We start from the raw sequence: 17,859 nt of genomic DNA, 5'->3' as shown, positions 1-17,859 counted from the left end.
TCCACAAGATTGGATAGTTTATTATGAAGCGATTAAGTTCTTGAGGGCATCTTGAGCATCAGTGTTTTCTGGATCTATTTGCAGCACTTCTCGAAAAACTGCTGCCGCCTCTTGTTTTGAGCCATCACCAGATTCACCATAAGAAATCTCTCTACCAAGTTTGATGTAAAGTTCTGCCATTTGGCGACGTGGTATTAAATTCGCCAACGGCTGATAAAATTCCATGACAGCAGGAAAGCCTTTTTGCTTGTAAAGTGGCAAGCTAATATTTGAGCAGGTGTCATAACTGCCTTCACCAATTCTTACCACCTTCTGGCAGTTTGCCAAGGCTTCATCTAGGTTTCCGTGTTGAGCTAGTGCTTCATTTAATTTACTGTAATAATAATCAGTGGGTTTTGTGGCAACGGCTTGGCGGTAAAGAGCGATCGCTTCTTGGTGTTTTTCTTGTGTCATCAGCACATCACCAAGTTCTACATACCTTGAAGCTTCAGGCTCGATTTTAATTAATTGGCGGTAGGCTGCGATCGCTTCATTTACAAAACCGCGCTTTAATGAGAGTTCAGCTAACTTTTCGTAATAAACTTCATTTTTTGGGTCATTTTTACTCGCTTGACGATAGATTGCGACTGCTTCTGAATATTCGAGAATATCACCCAAACTGTTGTATGCTTGATAGCTCTTTGGGTTAATTTTTAGGGCTTCTCGGTAAGCGGCGATCGCTTCTTCTCGTTTGCCTATTTTGAAGAGGGTATCGGCTAAATTGTTGTAATTATCGTCATCAGGCTCGATTTTAATGGCTTGACGATAAGCTACTACTGCTTCCTCTGGATTGCCCATTGCTATCAAATTCATCGCTAAAATGATGGAAGCTGTATCACTTTTAGCATCGAGTTTGACAGCTTGACGGAAAGCAGCGATCGCTTCTGCGGTTCGTCCCTTTTCAACCAGAAAATTACCTAATTTGAGGTAAATCGCTGCATCAGGAGTTAATTGCAACCCTTGACGATAAGCAGCAATCGTCTCTGCAATCTTTCCTTGGGAAGATAGAATGTCTGCTAGCTTGATGTAGGCATAGCTGTTTTTGGAATCGCGTTCAATCAAACTCCGCCAGATATTAGCAGCTTCTTGATAATTTTTCACTTCTTCGGCAGATGTCGCTTTTTGTTCCAACTCCTCTACCGTTTGCGCCACAGTGATTTGAGGAATCAAAACCAAACCTAAACTCAATAAAAACGGCAATATTTTCCAGCTAACCATAGACTTTCAGCTTAAAATAACTAAGTCAATCTTCGAACCAAGCTTAATCTCAGTATTTAAGTTTGTAACCCGTAAAACTTCTCATACTGAGGAAATCAGGCAAAAATATGGCAACGAAAATTCCTGTCACAGTAATTACAGGCTTCTTAGGTAGTGGAAAAACCAGCCTAATTCGCCACCTGCTACAAAACAACCAAGGCCGCCGCATTGCCGTTTTAGTCAATGAATTTGGCGAACTCGGTATTGATGGGGAATTATTAAAATCCTGTCAAATTTGCCCCGAAGATGGTGAGGGCGACACTAATATCTTTGAATTAACCAACGGCTGCTTATGTTGCACCGTGCAGGAAGAGTTTTACCCGACGATGCAAGAGTTAATCAAGCGGCGAGATAGCATCGACTGCATTTTGATTGAAACCTCTGGTTTAGCCTTACCAAAACCATTGGTGAAGGCTTTTCGCTGGCAAGAAATTCGCAACGCCGCCACCGTGGATGCGGTGATTACCGTGGTAGATTGCGCGGCGGTAGCAGCAGGGACATTTGCTAGCGATCCAGATGCGATCGCAGCCCAACGACAAGCAGATGATAGTCTAGAACATGAAACACCCTTGCAAGAACTGTTTGAAGACCAACTTGCTTGTGCAGACTTAGTGGTGTTGAATAAAATTGACTTGGTGGATGCTGAGACAAAAGCGAGGGTTGAGGAATTAATTAAGCAAGAGTTGCCCAGAGTGGTGAAGATTGTCGAGAGCGATCGTTCCCAACTAGACGCATCTATATTATTAGGATTCCAAGCCGCAGTTGAAGATAATTTAGATTCTCGTCCCAGTCACCACGATACCGAAGAAGACCACAACCACGATGAAGAAATTACTTCAACTAATTTAGTTTTGGATCGTACCTTTGATCCAGAAAAGCTGCAACAGCAGTTAGAGAAATTAGCACAACAACAAGAAATTTACCGGATAAAAGGCTTTGTTGCAGTGCCAAATAAATCTATGCGTTTGGTGATGCAAGGGGTAGGAACGCGATTTGATAAATTTTACGATCGCCCCTGGAAACCCGAAGAGGCTAGGCAAACCCGTTTAGTTTTTATCGGACGTGATTTGAAGTCTTCAGAAATCGAATCGCAACTTGTAGCTTTATAAGTATACCCAGATCCCCGACTTCTTAAAGAAGTCGGGGATCTATATCCAGTTAATTCAAAATAAATAATAGCTGAAAATTCTTCACTTTACAAAAATATGACGATCTCTCAACTTTTTAACGTCGCCAACCTTTTCGTTTTGCCATTTTGGGCGTTGATGATTTTATTGCCAAACTGGAAAGTTACACGGCAAATAATGTCATCATATTTGCCCTTTGTGTTGTTGGCTGGGGCATATTTGTATTTGTTTATCAGCAGTATTACGCCAGAAAATGCCCAAGCTTTATCAAATCCTCAATTAGCTGATATCGCTAAGTTTTTTACAGATGAAACGGCTGCTGCAACAGGTTGGATTCATTTTCTAGTCATGGATTTATTTGTCGGTCGTTGGATTTATTGGGAAGGGCAAAAAACAGGTATTTGGACAATTCACTCTCTTGCACTGTGTTTGTTTGCTGGCCCTCTGGGATTACTGTCTCACATCTTGACTTACTGGATTGTTAAGACATTTTTCCCGAAATTTCAGCAGAATGAAACGGTAAAGGCAGAAGAAAAAGCTGCGTTATAATTTGGCACTTATTAGGGTAGCATGGCTATGCCACCCTAATATTAATTATTAAGCATTGTCGTGCCGATAGTCGGCATCTAACCAACAGCGTGGTAGAACTTCACCCGAAGGAAAAACGAGATTTTCTTTTTTAAAAGTATCAAGTTGCTGTTCTTCTTGACCTTCTTGGTCTTTTGCGTGAACAACATCATTATTCGGGTCAATTAATTCCTGAATTTCAACAATCTTGACTAATTCGCCACTATCTTTAACTTGTAAAAGCATAGAAATTGCCTCAATGAGTTTGCATGAAAGTTCAAAGCGAGTCTCAATATAAACTCGCTCAAATCTAAACTGATTTTGAACGCGGATATTCCTTAATTATTAAAGGAAATTTTTATCAGAAATCCACACAGAAATTAAACGAGATTCATCTGTGTGTATCTCTAGAGTTAATTTTTATAAAATAGACACAGCAAACGTATACCTAATTCAGGAACTAAAATCGAATTAGGAAATGCTGATTAATAAAATTGTCAAACTAAGCTAATCTTGGTTCTAGCGATTAGAATTCGCGTTGATATTTTTCCAAAATATCAACTAAAGTAACCTGGCATTGCAGTGGCAGTAAATTGATTAAAGGAATTTCACTTCTACCGCCGCCAATTTTTACTGAAATGGATTCCAAGACTTTTAAAACTTGGTCTTCATTTACACTGTTGGAAGTAATTAAAGGATAGAGTCGTTCCGCAACAAGGGTATGCAGTTTGGCATTGGATAGATAAAGATGCCATTTGGCAATGTCTATGTAGACATTTTCGCCAATTTCAGCTGCTAGGGCTTCTAGTAATTCCGTGGTGTTAGTCTTAGCCATAAAAATAACCCTACATTAAGAAAAAGTGCGAAATCTCAGGCTTTTTTACATTATCACTCAATTAAAAGGCTGATTCCACTACCACAGGTTACAATCGCCCTAGCATTAGTAGTCCGTCTTCAGGTGGATTTGGGTGGAGTTTCGGTGTAGTTAGCGATCGCACTAATATAAATCAGATGCGCTAACACTATTCCTGTCCAACTTAAAGTTACCCAGGGCAGCCACTCCCAGGTAGTGCCTTTCAAAATGTGGAAAAACCACAAGCCAGAGTTAATCGTAGCAGCGATCGCTACATGGGTGGCAAAATTCATCCGGTCATCGATCTTACGATAATCAGCGTCTTTGCGATCGGGTTTGCGAGGCCAACGAGGAGGCATAAATATTTGTTACAGATTTAAATACACCCTATTTATTCTAAGGTTTTTGTGGCAGTGGTTGCTATTAGACCCTTACAACCGGAAGAAGCAGGGGGCAAGGGAGCAGGGGACAAGGGGACAAGAGGTGAGAACTTGAAACAAGTCTTTCCCCTTGTCCCCTTGTCCTCTTCCCAATTCTCCATTCCCCATTCTCCATTCCCCATTCCCCATTCCCCATTCCCCATTCCCCATTCCCCATTCCCCATTCTCCATTCTCCATTCCCAATGCCCTATACATAATTCATCAACCTAGTGGATGACCTTTTAAGTTATCTCAGTTAAAAATGATTCATCTGTTTGATAGAGGGAGCAAATATATCCACTTGTGAATATGGAAAGAACCTTTAGAGGTGGATAAAAATGGCTAAGGCAAACCCAGTTGAAATGCAAAAACACTTAAAAGGTGTTGACTACCCTGCTGGAAAGAAAGACTTGATTAAGCACGCTAAAAAGCAAGGGGCAGATAAGGAGATTATTTCTCTGTTAGAGAAACTGCCAGATGATGAAGAGTTTGATAGCCCAGCCGATCTCAACAAAACTATAGGTGAGATAATCTAGGTTCTTGCTCTGGCGGGGAATAATCTCCTGATTTCCCGCCACTCTTACTTATTAAACGAATCGATTCAATTTGAATCGACTTCTCTAAGGCTTTTGCCATATCGTATAAAGTCAGCGCAGCCACAGAAACAGCAGTTAAGGCTTCCATCTCTACACCAGTTTCAGCTTTTGTTTTGACTGTGGCTTGAATTTGATAACCAGGTAGTTGCGGGTCGGGTATAATTTCGACCGCTATTTTTTGCAAAGGCAACGGATGACATAGAGGAATTAAAGCGGCTGTTTGCTTGGCTGCCATAATCCCAGCCAATCTTGCAGTTGCTAACACATCACCTTTTGGGACATTTCCGGCTTGAATAGCAGCAAAGGTTGTTGGTAGCATTCGCACATTGGCAGCAGCTACTGCTTGGCGGATGGTGGGTGCTTTATCAGACACATCTACCATCTGTGCCTGTCCGTGTTGATCTAGATGAGTTAAGCTGGCAAAATTAGATAGAAAATTATCTTGCGTCATTTAGTTGAACGTGTTAATATAGATTGTCGGTGAGGGCGTGTAGCTCAGTGGACTAGAGCACGTGGCTACGGACCACGGTGTCGGGGGTTCGAATCCCTCCTCGCCCGTTTTATCAGGCTAAGAGTTAGGAGTGAGGAATTAAATTTCTTCACTCCTAACTTTTAAGTTTTTCAAGGCATAAGCATCTGGAGCTAGACCTAGTGCAAAGCGCAGGGAGTTGGATAGGTTTTTGCTCGACTGGGTGACGAAGATGATAAGTGCAACAGAAGTGATCGCAGCACCGTAGCCAAACATATCGCGGTAGCCGACTTGTTCTGCGATGATGCCCAAAAGAGGAGCAGCGATCGCAATTCCCAGGTCAAGTCCAGCTATGCATAGAGCAAAAATTTGCCCCCGTTCTTCTGGCAGTGAGCGGTCTGCCATCATCACGATCATCATCGAGATTAGTGTACCACCACCAGCACCTTCAGCGATCGCAGCCAATAAGAAAACCATCGGGCTGTAAGCCTGCCACAGCAGTATTAACGCTAAAACATAACAAAAAATACCAAAGGTAATAAACAAACCACGACCAAAGCGATCACTTGCCTTACCAGCAAATATCCTGATACTAAAACTAGAAATTGCCGAAGCTGTAAAAAACAGTCCGCCATTGAAGTCTACCTGACTGGATTTGAGGAACAACGAGACAAAGGTATGTACAGCACCAATAGACAAACCAACCAGCAACATAACTATAGTTGGAACTTTCACCTGTGGACTGCTCAAAATTTGCCAATAATTTCGTAGGCGTAGCCCGTCGTAGACATCCTCTGCCTCCGTTTGCTCTTGTGTCTGCACTGGCGGATTTATGACTTGTACAATTCCCAAGAGAGCGAAAAAACCCAATTCCGCAGATACCAGAAATAATATTCCGTAACCACTTGTAGCTTCTAAATACCCACCCAAGGCAGGGCCAATTGCTAAACCAAGGGGAGTTCCTAGTGTCATGTAACCAATGATTTCGCCACGAGTTTCTGCGGGAGCTAAATCTGCGATTAGGGCACTGTAGCCAGTTGTAAAAGCAGCAACGCTAATACCGTGAAAAATCCGCACCAGGATCAACAGCCCAATTGATTGAGTTGCCAAGTAACCAAAAGGTGCGATCGCAGCTACGATCGTACCAATCAACAAGACAATTTTTCGACCACGTTCATCGGCTAACCGTCCCAGCATCGGGCGAAATAGCAATAACCCAATGGCAAAACTGCCCATCACAATCCCAATTTCTTGCTTACTTGCGCCCACATCATCGATGTAAAGCGGTAAGGTTGGTAAGAGCGAAGACAAACTCGACCAGAATAATAAACCTGCTGTAAATAAAACCAGCAGGTTGCGCCGTAGTTCGGTGTCAAAAGTATTAAGTGCTTTCAAGGTAGATGCAATTTAATGAGTTGTTTGTCATTTGTCCTTTGTCCTTTGTTATTTGACCAATGACTAATGACCAATGACCAATGACTAATCATTATTATTGTTACGTTACTTAATATTTTTTGCCACCACTTCTCGCACGCGATAGATAGGCCGCCCTTGAGATTCATGATATGTACGCATGAGCAATTCTGCTAAAAGACCGAAGCAAAATAACTGCACCCCAGTTACCAGCAGAAGAACAGCTAAACTTAGCAAGGGGCGATTGCCAATCATCTCACCTAAAGCTAATTTGACAAAAGTCAAGTAAATTCCGATCGCTGTGCCTGAAACCATTGAAATTAAGCCCAATAGCCCAAAAACGTGCATCGGCCGGGTGAGGAATTTTTTCATAAATAGAATGGTTAACAAATCCATCAATACCCGGAATGTCCGCCAAATCCCATATTTACTGTGACCAAAACGACGGGCGTGATGACGCACGGGTACTTCAGTAATTCTAGCTCCTTCTATGTACGCCAAAGCGGGTAAAAATCGGTGTAGTTCACCGTAGAGGTTCATATCTGCCAACAGTTCTGCACGATAAGCTTTCAGCGAACAGCCATAATCATGAATATTCACGCTAGTGGTGCGACGAATTAGCCAGTTAGCAATTTTGGAAGGAAGTAACCGATTTACAGCACCATCTTGGCGTTTTTGCCGCCAACCACTTACCAAATCGTAACCCTCATCCAGCTTTGCTAATAACATAGGGATATCAGCTGGATCATTTTGGAGATCGGCATCTAAAGTAACGATCGCTTTCCCGACTGCATAATAAAATCCAGCAGCCATCGCCGCAGTTTGCCCGTAATTGCGACGCAAAATTACCGCCTTTAAATCAGTGCGGTTTTGCGCCTCTTTTTTCAGAAAATCCCCGGAACCATCTGTAGAACCATCATCCACACAGATGATTTCATAATTTACCTGACTAGAAGATAAAGTTGATGCGATCGCTTCTAGTAAAAGCGGCAAACTTTCCACCTCATCATGTATAGGCACCACCACCGAAACATCTGGGACAATAGCCGAAATCGCCCCATTCTCCTCACTCAACCCTTGATAAACCTTCCCACTCCTCATATACCCCTGCGTCCTCAGCGTCTCTGTGGTTCGTAACTCTTAAAAACTCTACCAGCACCTCGCAGCTGCTGATAATACGACAGACTAACAGCATCTCCCTGTTCCGAGAGAATATCAATCCCAATTCCATCCCGTCCCTGATCTTTCCCAGAACTATGGATGTAATAACCATCGGCCAAATAAAGTGCGACATGGGTTGCTTTTTGGTTAGTTCCAAAAAATACCAGATCCCCGGCTGCTAGTTCTGCAATCGTAATTGGTTGGGTGAATCCTTCCTGTTGATAGGCATCTCTAGGTAGCCAAATCCCTACTGAAGCAAACGCCGCCTGCATCAATCCAGAACAGTCATAATTTGGCCCAACCGTACCACCCCAAAGGTAATAATTTGATTGTTGCATCGCTTTTTGGGTAAAAGCGATGACCTCTGCGAGGAGTTTCTTAATTTCAGATTCAGAAAATGTTGCAGCCTGATAAGGTACAGTAGCAGGTTGTAATGAATCAAAATCTGAAAGAGATAACCATCCCGGATAGTCATCTTCACACAAATACACCTCAACCGCTAAATTTTGACGATTTGATGTTACCCACAAATGCCTCCCAGATGCAGATTGAGTTGCTAAACGTGTACATTCAGGAGAATCATATAAATTTAGGTCAGCTAAACACTGATACTCCCCTAATTTTGGATTTTGGATTTCGGATTTTAGATTAAAGGGCATTATTAGAGAATGATTTTTTTTAATAAAGACGAACAACTCGAAAATATTGGTAATGGCATTTTAGATGCAACTTGGGCAGCATTTCCGACTTTAGCCAGGAATCAAATTGCCTTGACTTGGGTTGTTTACGATCCACCAGTGCTAGTAAATACTGGTGGGGCGCTGACTCCCAACGCTTTTTGGGATCATCCAGTCCGTGGTTTTACTTATCGCGGTGTTGAACGGATTTATCCCGCCAGTGTAGTCAAGCTATTTTACCTGGTGGCGGTAAATGAATGGCTAGAAAAAGGCATGAGTCAAACTTCCAAGGAGTTGGAACGCGCCTTGCGGGATATGATTGTCGATTCTAGTAACGATGCTACCAGCTTGGTTGTGGATATTTTAAGTGGTACTACATCCGGGCCAGAATTACCAACCGGGCCCTTTGAAACCTGGAAATATCAGCGTAATATCGTTAACCGCTATTATCAATCTTTGGGTTGGGAAGAAATGGAGACGATTAACGTCTGTCAAAAAACCTGGGGTGATGGGCCTTATGGACGAGAACGGGCGTTTGCGGGAGAGTTACTAGAAAATCGCAATATGTTGACAACAAATGCGGTCGCTAGATTATTGCATAGTATTGTAGGTGGCGTGGCGGTTTCAAGTGCGCGATCGCAAGCAATGATGGCTTTACTGAAACGTCCTCTCAACGATTTACCCACTGACACCGAGGAAAATCAAGTAACAGGCTTCTTGGGTGGTGGAATTCCTAAAAATGCTCAAATTTGGTCAAAAGCAGGCTGGACAAGTCAAGTTCGCCATGATGCAGCGTATATTGAGTTACCAGAACAGCGCCCTTATCTCTTAGTGGTATTTACTGAAGGTAAAGTACAGGCTAAGAGTCAGGCTATTTTGCCCTTTGTTTCTGGGCTAGTTGCCGAAGCGATCGCTAGTCTATGATCTTCAGGTTAAACCCACCTCCGTGGGTTCCAATACGCTTGGTTAAGGGTTATCGGTGTAAATGATTGGTCTTTCAAGACGCGATAAATCGCGTCTCTACATCAGGGTTTTGTTGCTCATTATGAACTGTATAACCCTGGGTTCAACACCTCAATTTTTTCTTAGTCCGCGGAGGCGGACTTTGTTTGTGTAGCCGCGAATTCCATTCGCCCCGGCTATTTCTATTTCAACTGAAATTCATCAAACTTCACTACTTCCGAATCAGATTTGCGAGTGTCAAAGCGATAACTACTTATTGTCCCCGCCCCCGTATCAAAAATACTAAAAACCGTAATATTATTACTCGAAATATAAGGTATCGGCTTTCCATCTTCACCCAACAAAGGGGCAATTGTGGGCACTATTGGTTCCAAACCATTGGGATCGCCAAGCTTAACATAATCCTCTTGATATCCAATTGGCACTTCTCGCTTTCTGTCACCCCAAGCAGCGCCGTAAGTATTGCCCACATTAGATGTTTCTAAAAAGTGCATTCCACTGGAACTAACAAAGCGATTCCACAAATGAGAATGCCCATAGAATACCAATTGCACATTAGCCGCTTCTAATAAAGGCACAACATCGCGGATAATATAATCTGCATCTTTCGGGTATTCGTAACGCACGGTTTTAATATTATTACCATCCCGTTCAATTATTTGAACAGGTTCTGTATAAGCAGGAACAATATTATCACCCAGAGTATGGGGTGGATGATGGAACATCACAACTTTGTATTTTGCTTGTTTAAATTCAGGGCTGTTGAGTTCTGCTTCTAGCCAATCATACTGCTTGCTACCTTTAGCAATTGGCTCATAAATTAGCTGCCCATAACCCCAATTTTCAGGATTATCTAAATCCTTTTCAGCTTCCTGATATCTCCCTCTGCGCTTTCTATCTAAGTTGGGAGTTCGCCACATATTCGTAGCGTACAATACTACTAAACGCACATCCCCAAAACTGACTGCATAATACCTTTTTCCACCCTCTTTACTTTTTGGTAAAGAGAAAATCTCTTCGTAGGTATTAGTATTAAAAGAATTATCTATTAAAGATTTGTCTTGATAGATTTTTTGAGCAATGACGCGGGGAATCGTATCATCAAATTCATCATTTAAACTTCCCATCCTGCCAAATCGTCCCATCACCTCATGATTACCAATGCAAGTAAACATGGGTGCGTGTTGAATTATTTGTCCACCAGTGTAGGTTGTCTTAATGTCGTTGTGCGTCATTTCATAAGTAGCACGACCTTGTAAACCGGGAAACAACGCACCACCACTATTATCATCAAACCATTCTGAGGCGCGATCGCTAATATTAACTAAATCACCAGCAAACCACACCCCATCAACTCGTCCAACTGTTTCTACCACTTTTTGCAGATTTGCTGCTGTCATCGGCTTTAATTGATGATCTGAGGTAAGTAAAATTTTTAGTGGTGTATCTGGTTTGGGAGTAGCTGCAAGGGTAAAAACATCACTGTTAATACTCTCATCGTCTTCTCGCACACTCGTAACCCGATAGTTTAAGCGCACGCCAGGAGTTAACCCACCTACCTCAGCCTCATGTCGCCAAATGTCGCGCTGGACTGGTTTTTGATAAACTTCGCCGTCTTTGGTTTGGTTTCCAACTCTTGATTGCTGGTCTTCACGAGTGCGACTGAGTTTAGTAGTATTTGCCTTAGCAGTTTGTTTAAGATTTTCACCATAAGTTACTGTGTGGTTAACACCAGCAAACTCAGTAAACCAAACTACTTGCACTGAGGTTTCAGTTGGCAGTTGTAAAAATGGATCGGTGAGCAGTTGGGGTGCTGATGTCATAATTGTTTGCCCAAATGAACGCACGCTTACCAGAGTAAGGCATATCACAAGCGCAAGCATAGCCACTAAGGAAATTTTACGGCTGTGTAAGCGTCTGTTCATGAGCAAGCAACATCCCAAATTTTTGGCGACTGAACGCAAGCTTCGTTCATTTTGATAATAAGCCGTGGAGAAATGAAGTCATTAGTACCAATGACCAATGACTATTAACTAAACGGTTTCCAACCTGCTAGCAAATTTGGGTAATCTACAGGTGTGGGGAAAATTTTCTGGAAGCCAATTTGACGCTCTTGTGGCTTTTCTTTGCCCATATTCCAGAGGGATTCATAGAAAAAGAAAGAGACTCCAGCAAAATTGCGATCGCGGATTTTTTGCACTTGTGTCTGAATCTGTTGCATCGGCACAGATCGGTTTTTTAACCCAGCCAAAATGCCCACACTCACTGGAATATGCCTTTTTGCCGCTTTCACTTCTGGATATTCTAATTCGTTAACAAAAACATTCAAATCATCACGATATATCTGCAAAACTAAGTCTTCAATGATTCCCAACCGTTCCCACTTTTGCCAGTCGGCTAAAAAGAACTCGTAAGAAAAACGTTGAGGATTGGGTGCAATGGAAACTAGGCAATCTTTTTTAGTAGCTTTGATAGTTTTGAATACCCGTTTCATAAACTCGGTGATTTTGCTAGCTCTCCAACGCACCCATTCTGGATCTTTAAAATTTTTGGAGGGAGCTTTACCACGGTGTTCTTTTTTGTAAAGTGCCACTGTGTAAGCATCGTAACCTAATTCTGATGGTAGACCAAAATGGTCATCAAATTGAATGCCGTCAATATTGTAGTTTCTGACAATTTCAACGATTAAATCTTGGATAAATTGTTGTACTTCTGGGCGAAAGGGATTTAGCCAAACACGGTTATGCGTGCCTTCTTTGACAATCCGAGTCCGGTCGCTGCGGCTAGTAAGCCATTGGGGACGATTTTTAGCTAAGAGAGAGTCGGCTGGTGCCATGAAGCCAAATTCAAACCAGGGAATCACTGTTAGCCCTTTTTGATGTCCCACATCGACAATTTCTTTGAGGATATCTCGCCCTTGTAATCCCGGTGTGGGATCGAGCGATCGCCCAATTACTTTTTGGGCAACTTTACTGGGATACAATGTATATCCCCAATTCCAAACCGCCGGATAGATGGTGTTAAAATTGAGTTCATCAAGGCGTTGCAAAGATCCCTTAAGGCGATCGCGCTCAAATAACACATCACTATCAATATTCGTTAACCACACCCCCCTTAACTCGGATGCAGGCTTTGGCGGCAGATTAATTTGAGCGTTCAATGGGAACGATAGCATCACCGTAGCTACCACACTCAAGGTAACGATAACGGCAAATAACCCCGACTTTCTGCTTTGGCGAATATTCCACCAAGAATGAAACTCAACACACCACTTGAGAAACCTTTTCATCATTTGCTAGAGATATCATCAAATTATGAACAATCAGCATGAATAGCGATCGTTTCGATTGTAAGCGTTAAAACAATCGCTATTTCCCATTGCTGAGATTTATCATTTATTGGGCGCTGGCTACGAGTTGATTCCAGGCTTTGACTGCTGCTTGTAAATTCGTTGGCAGGTTATTTTGAGAAATATCGTTGTACTGAACTGTACCCTTTTGGCTAGTAAGAGTGTAGGTGATATAATCAGCAGCACCACTGGGGGCTGGGTAACTTAAATTTTGGAATCTACTAAATTTAGAGCGTTCCAAATATCTCTGAAATTGTTGCACCTGTTGCACAGAAACGCTGCGAACACTACGTTCTGAATCATTGGCATCACCAATCCGCACCCGAATCAATCGCCCATCTTTGAGTAAGACAGTCTGGTAGGTTCTGCCAGCAAAACCACCACTGGAAATTTGCCGAAATACTATATCTCGATCTAACGGTGGTGGTAACTCGCTGGCTGGAATTTGCACAGGGGCAAGTGTACCTTCGTTAGCTTTTTGATTCAGTCTGACTGCGGAACCTGTTTGATTAGTATGATAAACCAAGGTTTGGTCAACCGCACCAACAACTACTCGCCAGCCTGATACCAAAGCTTGGGTACAGAATTCATCAGTATTAGCTAATTCTAAACAGCTATTTCTCCAAGTTTGCGATTGAGCTTGAATGATGGTTAGTTGAGAAATTGGCTGTTGCAAACGTCTGGATGCAACTTGCAAAACAGCATTTTTTACAGACGCAGGTAATTTACCTGGCAGATTGTCTGAGGGAGTATTTGCCGAAGCTAAACGTAGCGATCGCCCATTGTTATTGGTATGATAAACCCAGTTTTTTTTGCCATTAGATACCACAATCCGCCAACCAGGAACTAATGCTTGGGTGCAGATTTCATCCGATTGGGGCAGTTCCAAGCAACCATTGCGCCAAGTCTGTTGACTATAATCAATAATTTGCAGTTGGCTAGTAAAAATTCCCTGTTTGCGGGCTAAATCTCGCAGTACCGCCTTAGCTACTGGACGTGGCAAGCGATTTGATTTAATATTATCTTTGATGACTTCATTGTTTGTTTCTAACGAGAAGTTAGCAGAAGCTCCCGTCGCATCTTTGATAAGCGTTAAACTGCTAGTTACAGACAAAATTCCAGTCAAAATCAAAGCAGTGAAAATTCGTCCTTGATTGATGTTAAGGTATTTTTTCAGCATGGTTTTCATCGTAATATAGCGATGTTACTCAATAGTTATAGAACTGGGAAATAGTATCCAACCACGTGTAGGCAATAAAATATATAATTCCAGTACTTCACCAGTTGGAATTAATTTAGTATATTTGTCCTGAAACAGATATAAATACAGACGCTGATGTACTAATTGTTTGTTCCTTATACAAATTCTGGATGAAAATTGCACTCAATCAAAACGCCATATATCCCAATACGCTTGGGTTAAGCGCTATTTGTACAAAATCGTAAGTTTTGAGACGCGATAAATCGCCGTCTCTACAAGTGTTTTGGTCTTATCTGAACTGTATTGCGCTATATCCTACGGCAATCTAGCAATAACTCAGAAGCGTTGCATTGGATAAAAAGTTTGTTGTGGATTCTCTTCCACGTCCCTATCTGGGAAAATAGCTTGTTTCGTTCCGATGTAGAGGATGAGAACGAGTAAAAGCTTATGAAGCTAGATTTTTAGGACTTATGTGTAAACTATATCCTCGCATCACAGAAAAATGGAAGCAAGGTTTTCCATATCCCATGAGAAGTTAGGTTAAATAAAAGTAATTTTATAAATAATTGAACAGAACCGTAGTTTAGATTTTGCTCGGCTCAACCTAGCATCTACAAATATTTTGAGTAATCTCAGCCAATATTAGGCGCTAATGGCTCGTTGTTCAGATCCAACGAACTGATTGTGAGATACATCAAATCTAATAGTACTTGCTGCCCAGTCTTTGAAATCTGGTGCTAACCAGACTAGCTTGCGTAGAATTTCATCATTAACCCACAACACCAAGGGAAACCGAAACTGTTTCCGAAACTCATTTCGCATGATGTTGGTACTGATGATTAGTTGGTTAATTTCTACTACGGATTCTAAACCCCATACCATCAAAGCTTCGGGTTGGGTAGCACCAATTACACTTGTAATAGCTGTATACAATGTGTCAGCCGCAGGTGAGAGCAAGATTTTGTGGATATCTGTTGATGAAAATTCTGTTAACAGATTCAGCACTTGCTGCTGTCTTTCAACACTGTTACAACAAGCTAATATCAGTGAGAACTCCCCATCAGAAACCATCATCGCTCTTGCAAGCCTCTTGGTGGATGCTGTGCTGTTAACTGTGTCTTTTTCTGAATTATTTAAGCTGAACATTAAAAAATCCTGCTTTTAATTTTAAAAATATCTGAGCAATATTCAGTTATTCTACCCTATGTATTTTTATGCAAAAGTGTTAAGCGGGTAATTTATGATAAGTTTTTCTCTAAAATAGACTATGATACTACGGATTGCCTAAAAAAAGAGGATATTCTGTATTATCCCACAATTATACTTAAGGAATAATGTAAAGGTAGTATTAAAATCACGTAAGCAAAAGATAACGCAAGTAAAAGGAAGTTAGGAAAAAATTAACAATTTAATTACACTGTATTTTTAGAGATTTTGGCATCTACCATTGGTTAAGTAATTAATTCTTATATTAAGTTAAAAAAATATTCAGTATTAGTTTAACAACAAATATTGACAACTGGGAAAAAGCTCAATTCATCCTTTTGATAGAACTGTGGCTCAAAGATTTCTCGTTATTCAGAGGATACGGAATTTTTAGCTTTATTAAGATTAGTTAAGAATACCTGAAATATAACAATTCATGAATTCAGACAAATGTGAAAGGGATAATATAACACGCTGAGTTTATTACGCATCATCAACAACAGGCGATGTCTACGACAAGCTACGCTAACGCACACCCTTGAGATGAATAAGACTGAGAATCTTCTACCCACCAAATAAACGCCCCCAAAAACCCTTCTTCTTATTTCTATAAATCTCTAAGTTGTTACGAAAAAGAGTGCTAGTAGGGTTAAGGCGAACAGCTATTTCCAGTTCGGCGATCCCTTCTTCCAACTTCCCTTGATCGGACAGCGCAATCCCCAGGTTATTGTGAGCGCTTGCAAGGTTAGGGTCAATTTGCAGAGCTTCTTGGTAGGCGGCGATCGCTTCTTCCAACTTCCCTTGATCGGACAGCGCAATCCCCAGGTTATTGTGAGCGATTGCATCGTTAGGGTCAATAAGCAAAGCTCTTTGGTAGGCGGCGATCGCTTTTTCCAACTTCCCTTGACCGTACAGCGCAATCCCCAGGTTATTGTGAGCGATTGCATCGTTAGGGTCAATAAGCAAAGCTCTTTGGTAGGCGGCGATCGCTTCTGACAACTTCCCTTGATCGGACAGCGCATTCCCCAGGCTATTGTGAGCGATTATAGAGTTCGGGTCAAGACGGAGGGCTGCTTTGTACTTGACGGCTGCTTCCTCGAACTTTTTAGCTTCGTGCAAACTATCCGCTTCGTTTATCAAGCTTGTAACTTGATATTGATGTTCTTCCAGTTCTTGTGTTGTCTGTTTTGGTGGTGAGGAATTCGAGTTAGCAACTGATCGCGCCGCCTCTCGAATTCCTTTAACAACCTCCAAGAATGCCTCATCTCGATCACTCCAGCCTTTTATCGGTTTGCGATTACTTGGCAGTGGGGACAATTGATTAATGGGAGGAGTTTCCCAATCCGTATAGCGTAGCAAGATTGGGATAACACGAGCCTTTTTAGTTGCATTCTGTTCTAAGGCTCTTGTAACTTCAATTGTTCAGTGATAATCAGAATTCATGAAATCAGGGCTAATTAGCAATAAGATCAGCCCAGCCTGGTTTAAATGCTGATCAATTTCGCCTTTGATTTCTTGCCCAGCGACGATTTTGCGATCGTTCCAACTTGTAATAATGTTTTCTCGACGCAAAGACGCTAAATGCTTCTCTAACTCTTGGCGTAGCGTCTCATCTTCCTGGTGGTAAGAAATAAAAACTTCAATAGATTTCATAAAGGATGTGGCAGGCTGGTTTAAAAGACAACTACAATATTTTTTGCTCGATTTCCTCAAGCTGTCGATCTAATCTATTTTGTTCTGTTTTGGTTTCCTGAATTTGCACTTCTAGCTTCAGCTTTGTAGATACATCCGTTTCAATGGCGTATGCTTTACCCAGCAGTCCCAATTTTTTGCTCACGAGGTCATACTGTTCTTGCACTGAATCCCGTTCTTGCTCCCATCGCCGACGCTGGCGCTCAGTTAATACACCACTTGTTCCAGAAGGGTTGGAAGTTGCAGGTGTAGTATTTTTAGCAGGAGTTGAGGAAGAAGTGTTTGATTTCGCCATTTCTTCAACTACTCTGCGAATCCCTTGAGCGACATTTAAAAAAGCCTCATCTTGATCTTGCCAGGTTGTGACAGGTTTAGCATTTTTAGGGAGTGCTTGCAGTTTACCAAAAGGTGCGCCATTCCAATCCGCCGGCTTCAAAATAATCGGAATTACACGAGCTTCCCGTGTTTCATGTCGCTCCATTGCCCGCTTCATTTCTTTGTCATAGCAGTAATCTGAAGCCAGAAAGTTAGCACTCACTAGCAGCAGAATGATATCTGCAATATCAAGATTATCATCTATCTCATTAGCCCATTCTCTACCAGCACTGATTTCGCGATCGTGCCAAGCTTCGATAACTCCCTGACGTTTCATCATGCTCAGATGAGTTGCCAACTCGTCACGCAAGGCTTCATCTTTGTGGGAGTAGGAAAAGAATACTTTAACTGTGTTAGACATATTATTGGTTCAATATCATCACATTACTGTACATGAATATATAGTTGAACTTTTCAACGATAAAAGCCCAAACAAAGAATTTTGAATAATACCCTGTAATTAAATTCACAGAACCCCGACTTCTCAAAAAAGT

Annotated in this window: 19 protein-coding genes and 1 tRNA gene; 5 read left to right on the top strand and 15 right to left on the bottom strand. The window is 41.8% G+C overall.

What is annotated here, in order from left to right; genetic code table 11:
- Positions 1-21: 21 nt before the first annotated feature.
- Entirely contained in the window at positions 22-1,257 is a 1,236-nt protein-coding gene (locus tag IQ274_RS07840) for a tetratricopeptide repeat protein (RefSeq protein ID WP_194141886.1), read from the bottom strand.
- Between the two features lie 107 nt (positions 1,258-1,364).
- Between IQ274_RS07840 and cobW the strand changes: the two genes are divergently transcribed.
- The gene (cobW, locus tag IQ274_RS07835; RefSeq protein WP_194141885.1) at positions 1,365-2,405 is read left to right on the top strand and encodes a cobalamin biosynthesis protein CobW; all 1,041 of its coding nucleotides are present in this window, start codon (positions 1,365-1,367) and stop codon (positions 2,403-2,405) included.
- A gap of 96 nt (positions 2,406-2,501) precedes the next feature.
- The gene (locus IQ274_RS07830; RefSeq protein WP_194141884.1) at positions 2,502-2,972 is read left to right on the top strand and encodes an ABA4-like family protein; all 471 of its coding nucleotides are present in this window, start codon (positions 2,502-2,504) and stop codon (positions 2,970-2,972) included.
- Positions 2,973-3,020: 48 nt separating this feature from the next.
- Here the strand turns inward: IQ274_RS07830 and IQ274_RS07825 are convergent, their stop codons facing one another.
- From IQ274_RS07825 to IQ274_RS07815, 3 genes are all read right to left on the bottom strand, one after another.
- The gene (locus IQ274_RS07825; protein WP_163933187.1) at positions 3,021-3,236 is read right to left on the bottom strand and encodes an acetyltransferase; all 216 of its coding nucleotides are present in this window, start codon (positions 3,234-3,236) and stop codon (positions 3,021-3,023) included.
- A gap of 280 nt (positions 3,237-3,516) precedes the next feature.
- On the bottom strand, positions 3,517-3,825 hold the full coding sequence (locus IQ274_RS07820; protein WP_194141883.1) for a DUF3181 family protein: 309 nt from the start codon (positions 3,823-3,825) through the stop codon (positions 3,517-3,519).
- Positions 3,826-3,944: 119 nt separating this feature from the next.
- Positions 3,945-4,202, bottom strand: coding sequence for a 2TM domain-containing protein (locus IQ274_RS07815; RefSeq protein WP_114082016.1), 258 nt, complete (start codon positions 4,200-4,202; stop codon positions 3,945-3,947).
- Between the two features lie 399 nt (positions 4,203-4,601).
- Here IQ274_RS07815 and IQ274_RS07810 point away from each other — a divergent pair, with 399 nt between their 5' ends.
- On the top strand, positions 4,602-4,799 hold the full coding sequence (locus tag IQ274_RS07810) for a DUF2795 domain-containing protein (protein WP_114082018.1): 198 nt from the start codon (positions 4,602-4,604) through the stop codon (positions 4,797-4,799).
- Here the strand turns inward: IQ274_RS07810 and moaC are convergent.
- Positions 4,780-5,310: a cyclic pyranopterin monophosphate synthase MoaC gene (gene moaC / locus IQ274_RS07805; RefSeq protein WP_163939148.1), complete on the bottom strand. Its 531-nt coding sequence runs from the start codon at positions 5,308-5,310 to the stop codon at positions 4,780-4,782. The genes IQ274_RS07810 and moaC overlap by 20 nt on opposite strands.
- Before the next feature lie 33 nt (positions 5,311-5,343).
- Here moaC and IQ274_RS07800 point away from each other — a divergent pair.
- Positions 5,344-5,417: transfer RNA gene (locus IQ274_RS07800), tRNA-Arg, on the top strand.
- A 31-nt stretch (positions 5,418-5,448) separates the two neighbouring features.
- Here IQ274_RS07800 and IQ274_RS07795 read toward each other — a convergent pair.
- The 3 genes from IQ274_RS07795 to IQ274_RS07785 form a co-directional block, all read right to left on the bottom strand.
- Positions 5,449-6,723 (bottom strand): MFS transporter, encoded by a 1,275-nt coding sequence (locus IQ274_RS07795; protein WP_194141882.1) that lies wholly within the window; start codon positions 6,721-6,723, stop codon positions 5,449-5,451.
- 105 nt (positions 6,724-6,828) lie between these two features.
- The gene (locus IQ274_RS07790) at positions 6,829-7,842 is read right to left on the bottom strand and encodes a glycosyltransferase family 2 protein (protein WP_194141881.1); all 1,014 of its coding nucleotides are present in this window, start codon (positions 7,840-7,842) and stop codon (positions 6,829-6,831) included.
- Between the two features lie 14 nt (positions 7,843-7,856).
- The gene (locus IQ274_RS07785; RefSeq protein ID WP_194141880.1) at positions 7,857-8,561 is read right to left on the bottom strand and encodes a C40 family peptidase; all 705 of its coding nucleotides are present in this window, start codon (positions 8,559-8,561) and stop codon (positions 7,857-7,859) included.
- Positions 8,562-8,570: 9 nt separating this feature from the next.
- Between IQ274_RS07785 and IQ274_RS07780 the strand changes: the two genes are divergently transcribed.
- Complete coding sequence (locus IQ274_RS07780; RefSeq protein WP_194141879.1) at positions 8,571-9,503, top strand: serine hydrolase; 933 nt, start codon at positions 8,571-8,573, stop codon at positions 9,501-9,503.
- A 221-nt stretch (positions 9,504-9,724) separates the two neighbouring features.
- On the opposite strand, the gene IQ274_RS07775 is transcribed toward IQ274_RS07780, so the two are convergent.
- From IQ274_RS07775 to IQ274_RS07745, 7 genes are all read right to left on the bottom strand, one after another.
- On the bottom strand, positions 9,725-11,365 hold the full coding sequence (locus IQ274_RS07775) for a purple acid phosphatase family protein (protein WP_228058088.1): 1,641 nt from the start codon (positions 11,363-11,365) through the stop codon (positions 9,725-9,727).
- 206 nt (positions 11,366-11,571) lie between these two features.
- Entirely contained in the window at positions 11,572-12,831 is a 1,260-nt protein-coding gene (locus IQ274_RS07770; RefSeq protein ID WP_194141967.1) for a glycoside hydrolase family 10 protein, read from the bottom strand.
- A gap of 106 nt (positions 12,832-12,937) precedes the next feature.
- A complete protein-coding gene (locus IQ274_RS07765) occupies positions 12,938-14,080 on the bottom strand; it encodes a hypothetical protein (protein ID WP_194141877.1) in 1,143 nt (380 codons plus the stop codon).
- Between the two features lie 654 nt (positions 14,081-14,734).
- Entirely contained in the window at positions 14,735-15,238 is a 504-nt protein-coding gene (locus tag IQ274_RS07760) for a hypothetical protein (protein WP_194141876.1), read from the bottom strand.
- 624 nt (positions 15,239-15,862) lie between these two features.
- A complete protein-coding gene (locus tag IQ274_RS07755) occupies positions 15,863-16,657 on the bottom strand; it encodes a tetratricopeptide repeat protein (protein WP_228058087.1) in 795 nt (264 codons plus the stop codon).
- Between the two features lie 63 nt (positions 16,658-16,720).
- A complete protein-coding gene (locus tag IQ274_RS07750) occupies positions 16,721-16,951 on the bottom strand; it encodes a toll/interleukin-1 receptor domain-containing protein (RefSeq protein ID WP_194141875.1) in 231 nt (76 codons plus the stop codon).
- A 31-nt stretch (positions 16,952-16,982) separates the two neighbouring features.
- Positions 16,983-17,726, bottom strand: a complete 744-nt coding sequence (locus IQ274_RS07745) for a toll/interleukin-1 receptor domain-containing protein (protein WP_194141874.1) — start codon at positions 17,724-17,726, stop codon at positions 16,983-16,985.
- Positions 17,727-17,859: the final 133 nt, after the last annotated feature.

The sequence above is a fragment of the Nostoc sp. LEGE 12447 genome (genome assembly GCF_015206985.1).
Classification (GTDB): domain Bacteria; phylum Cyanobacteriota; class Cyanobacteriia; order Cyanobacteriales; family Nostocaceae; genus Nostoc.
This window is presented reverse-complemented; position numbering and strand designations above follow the sequence as displayed.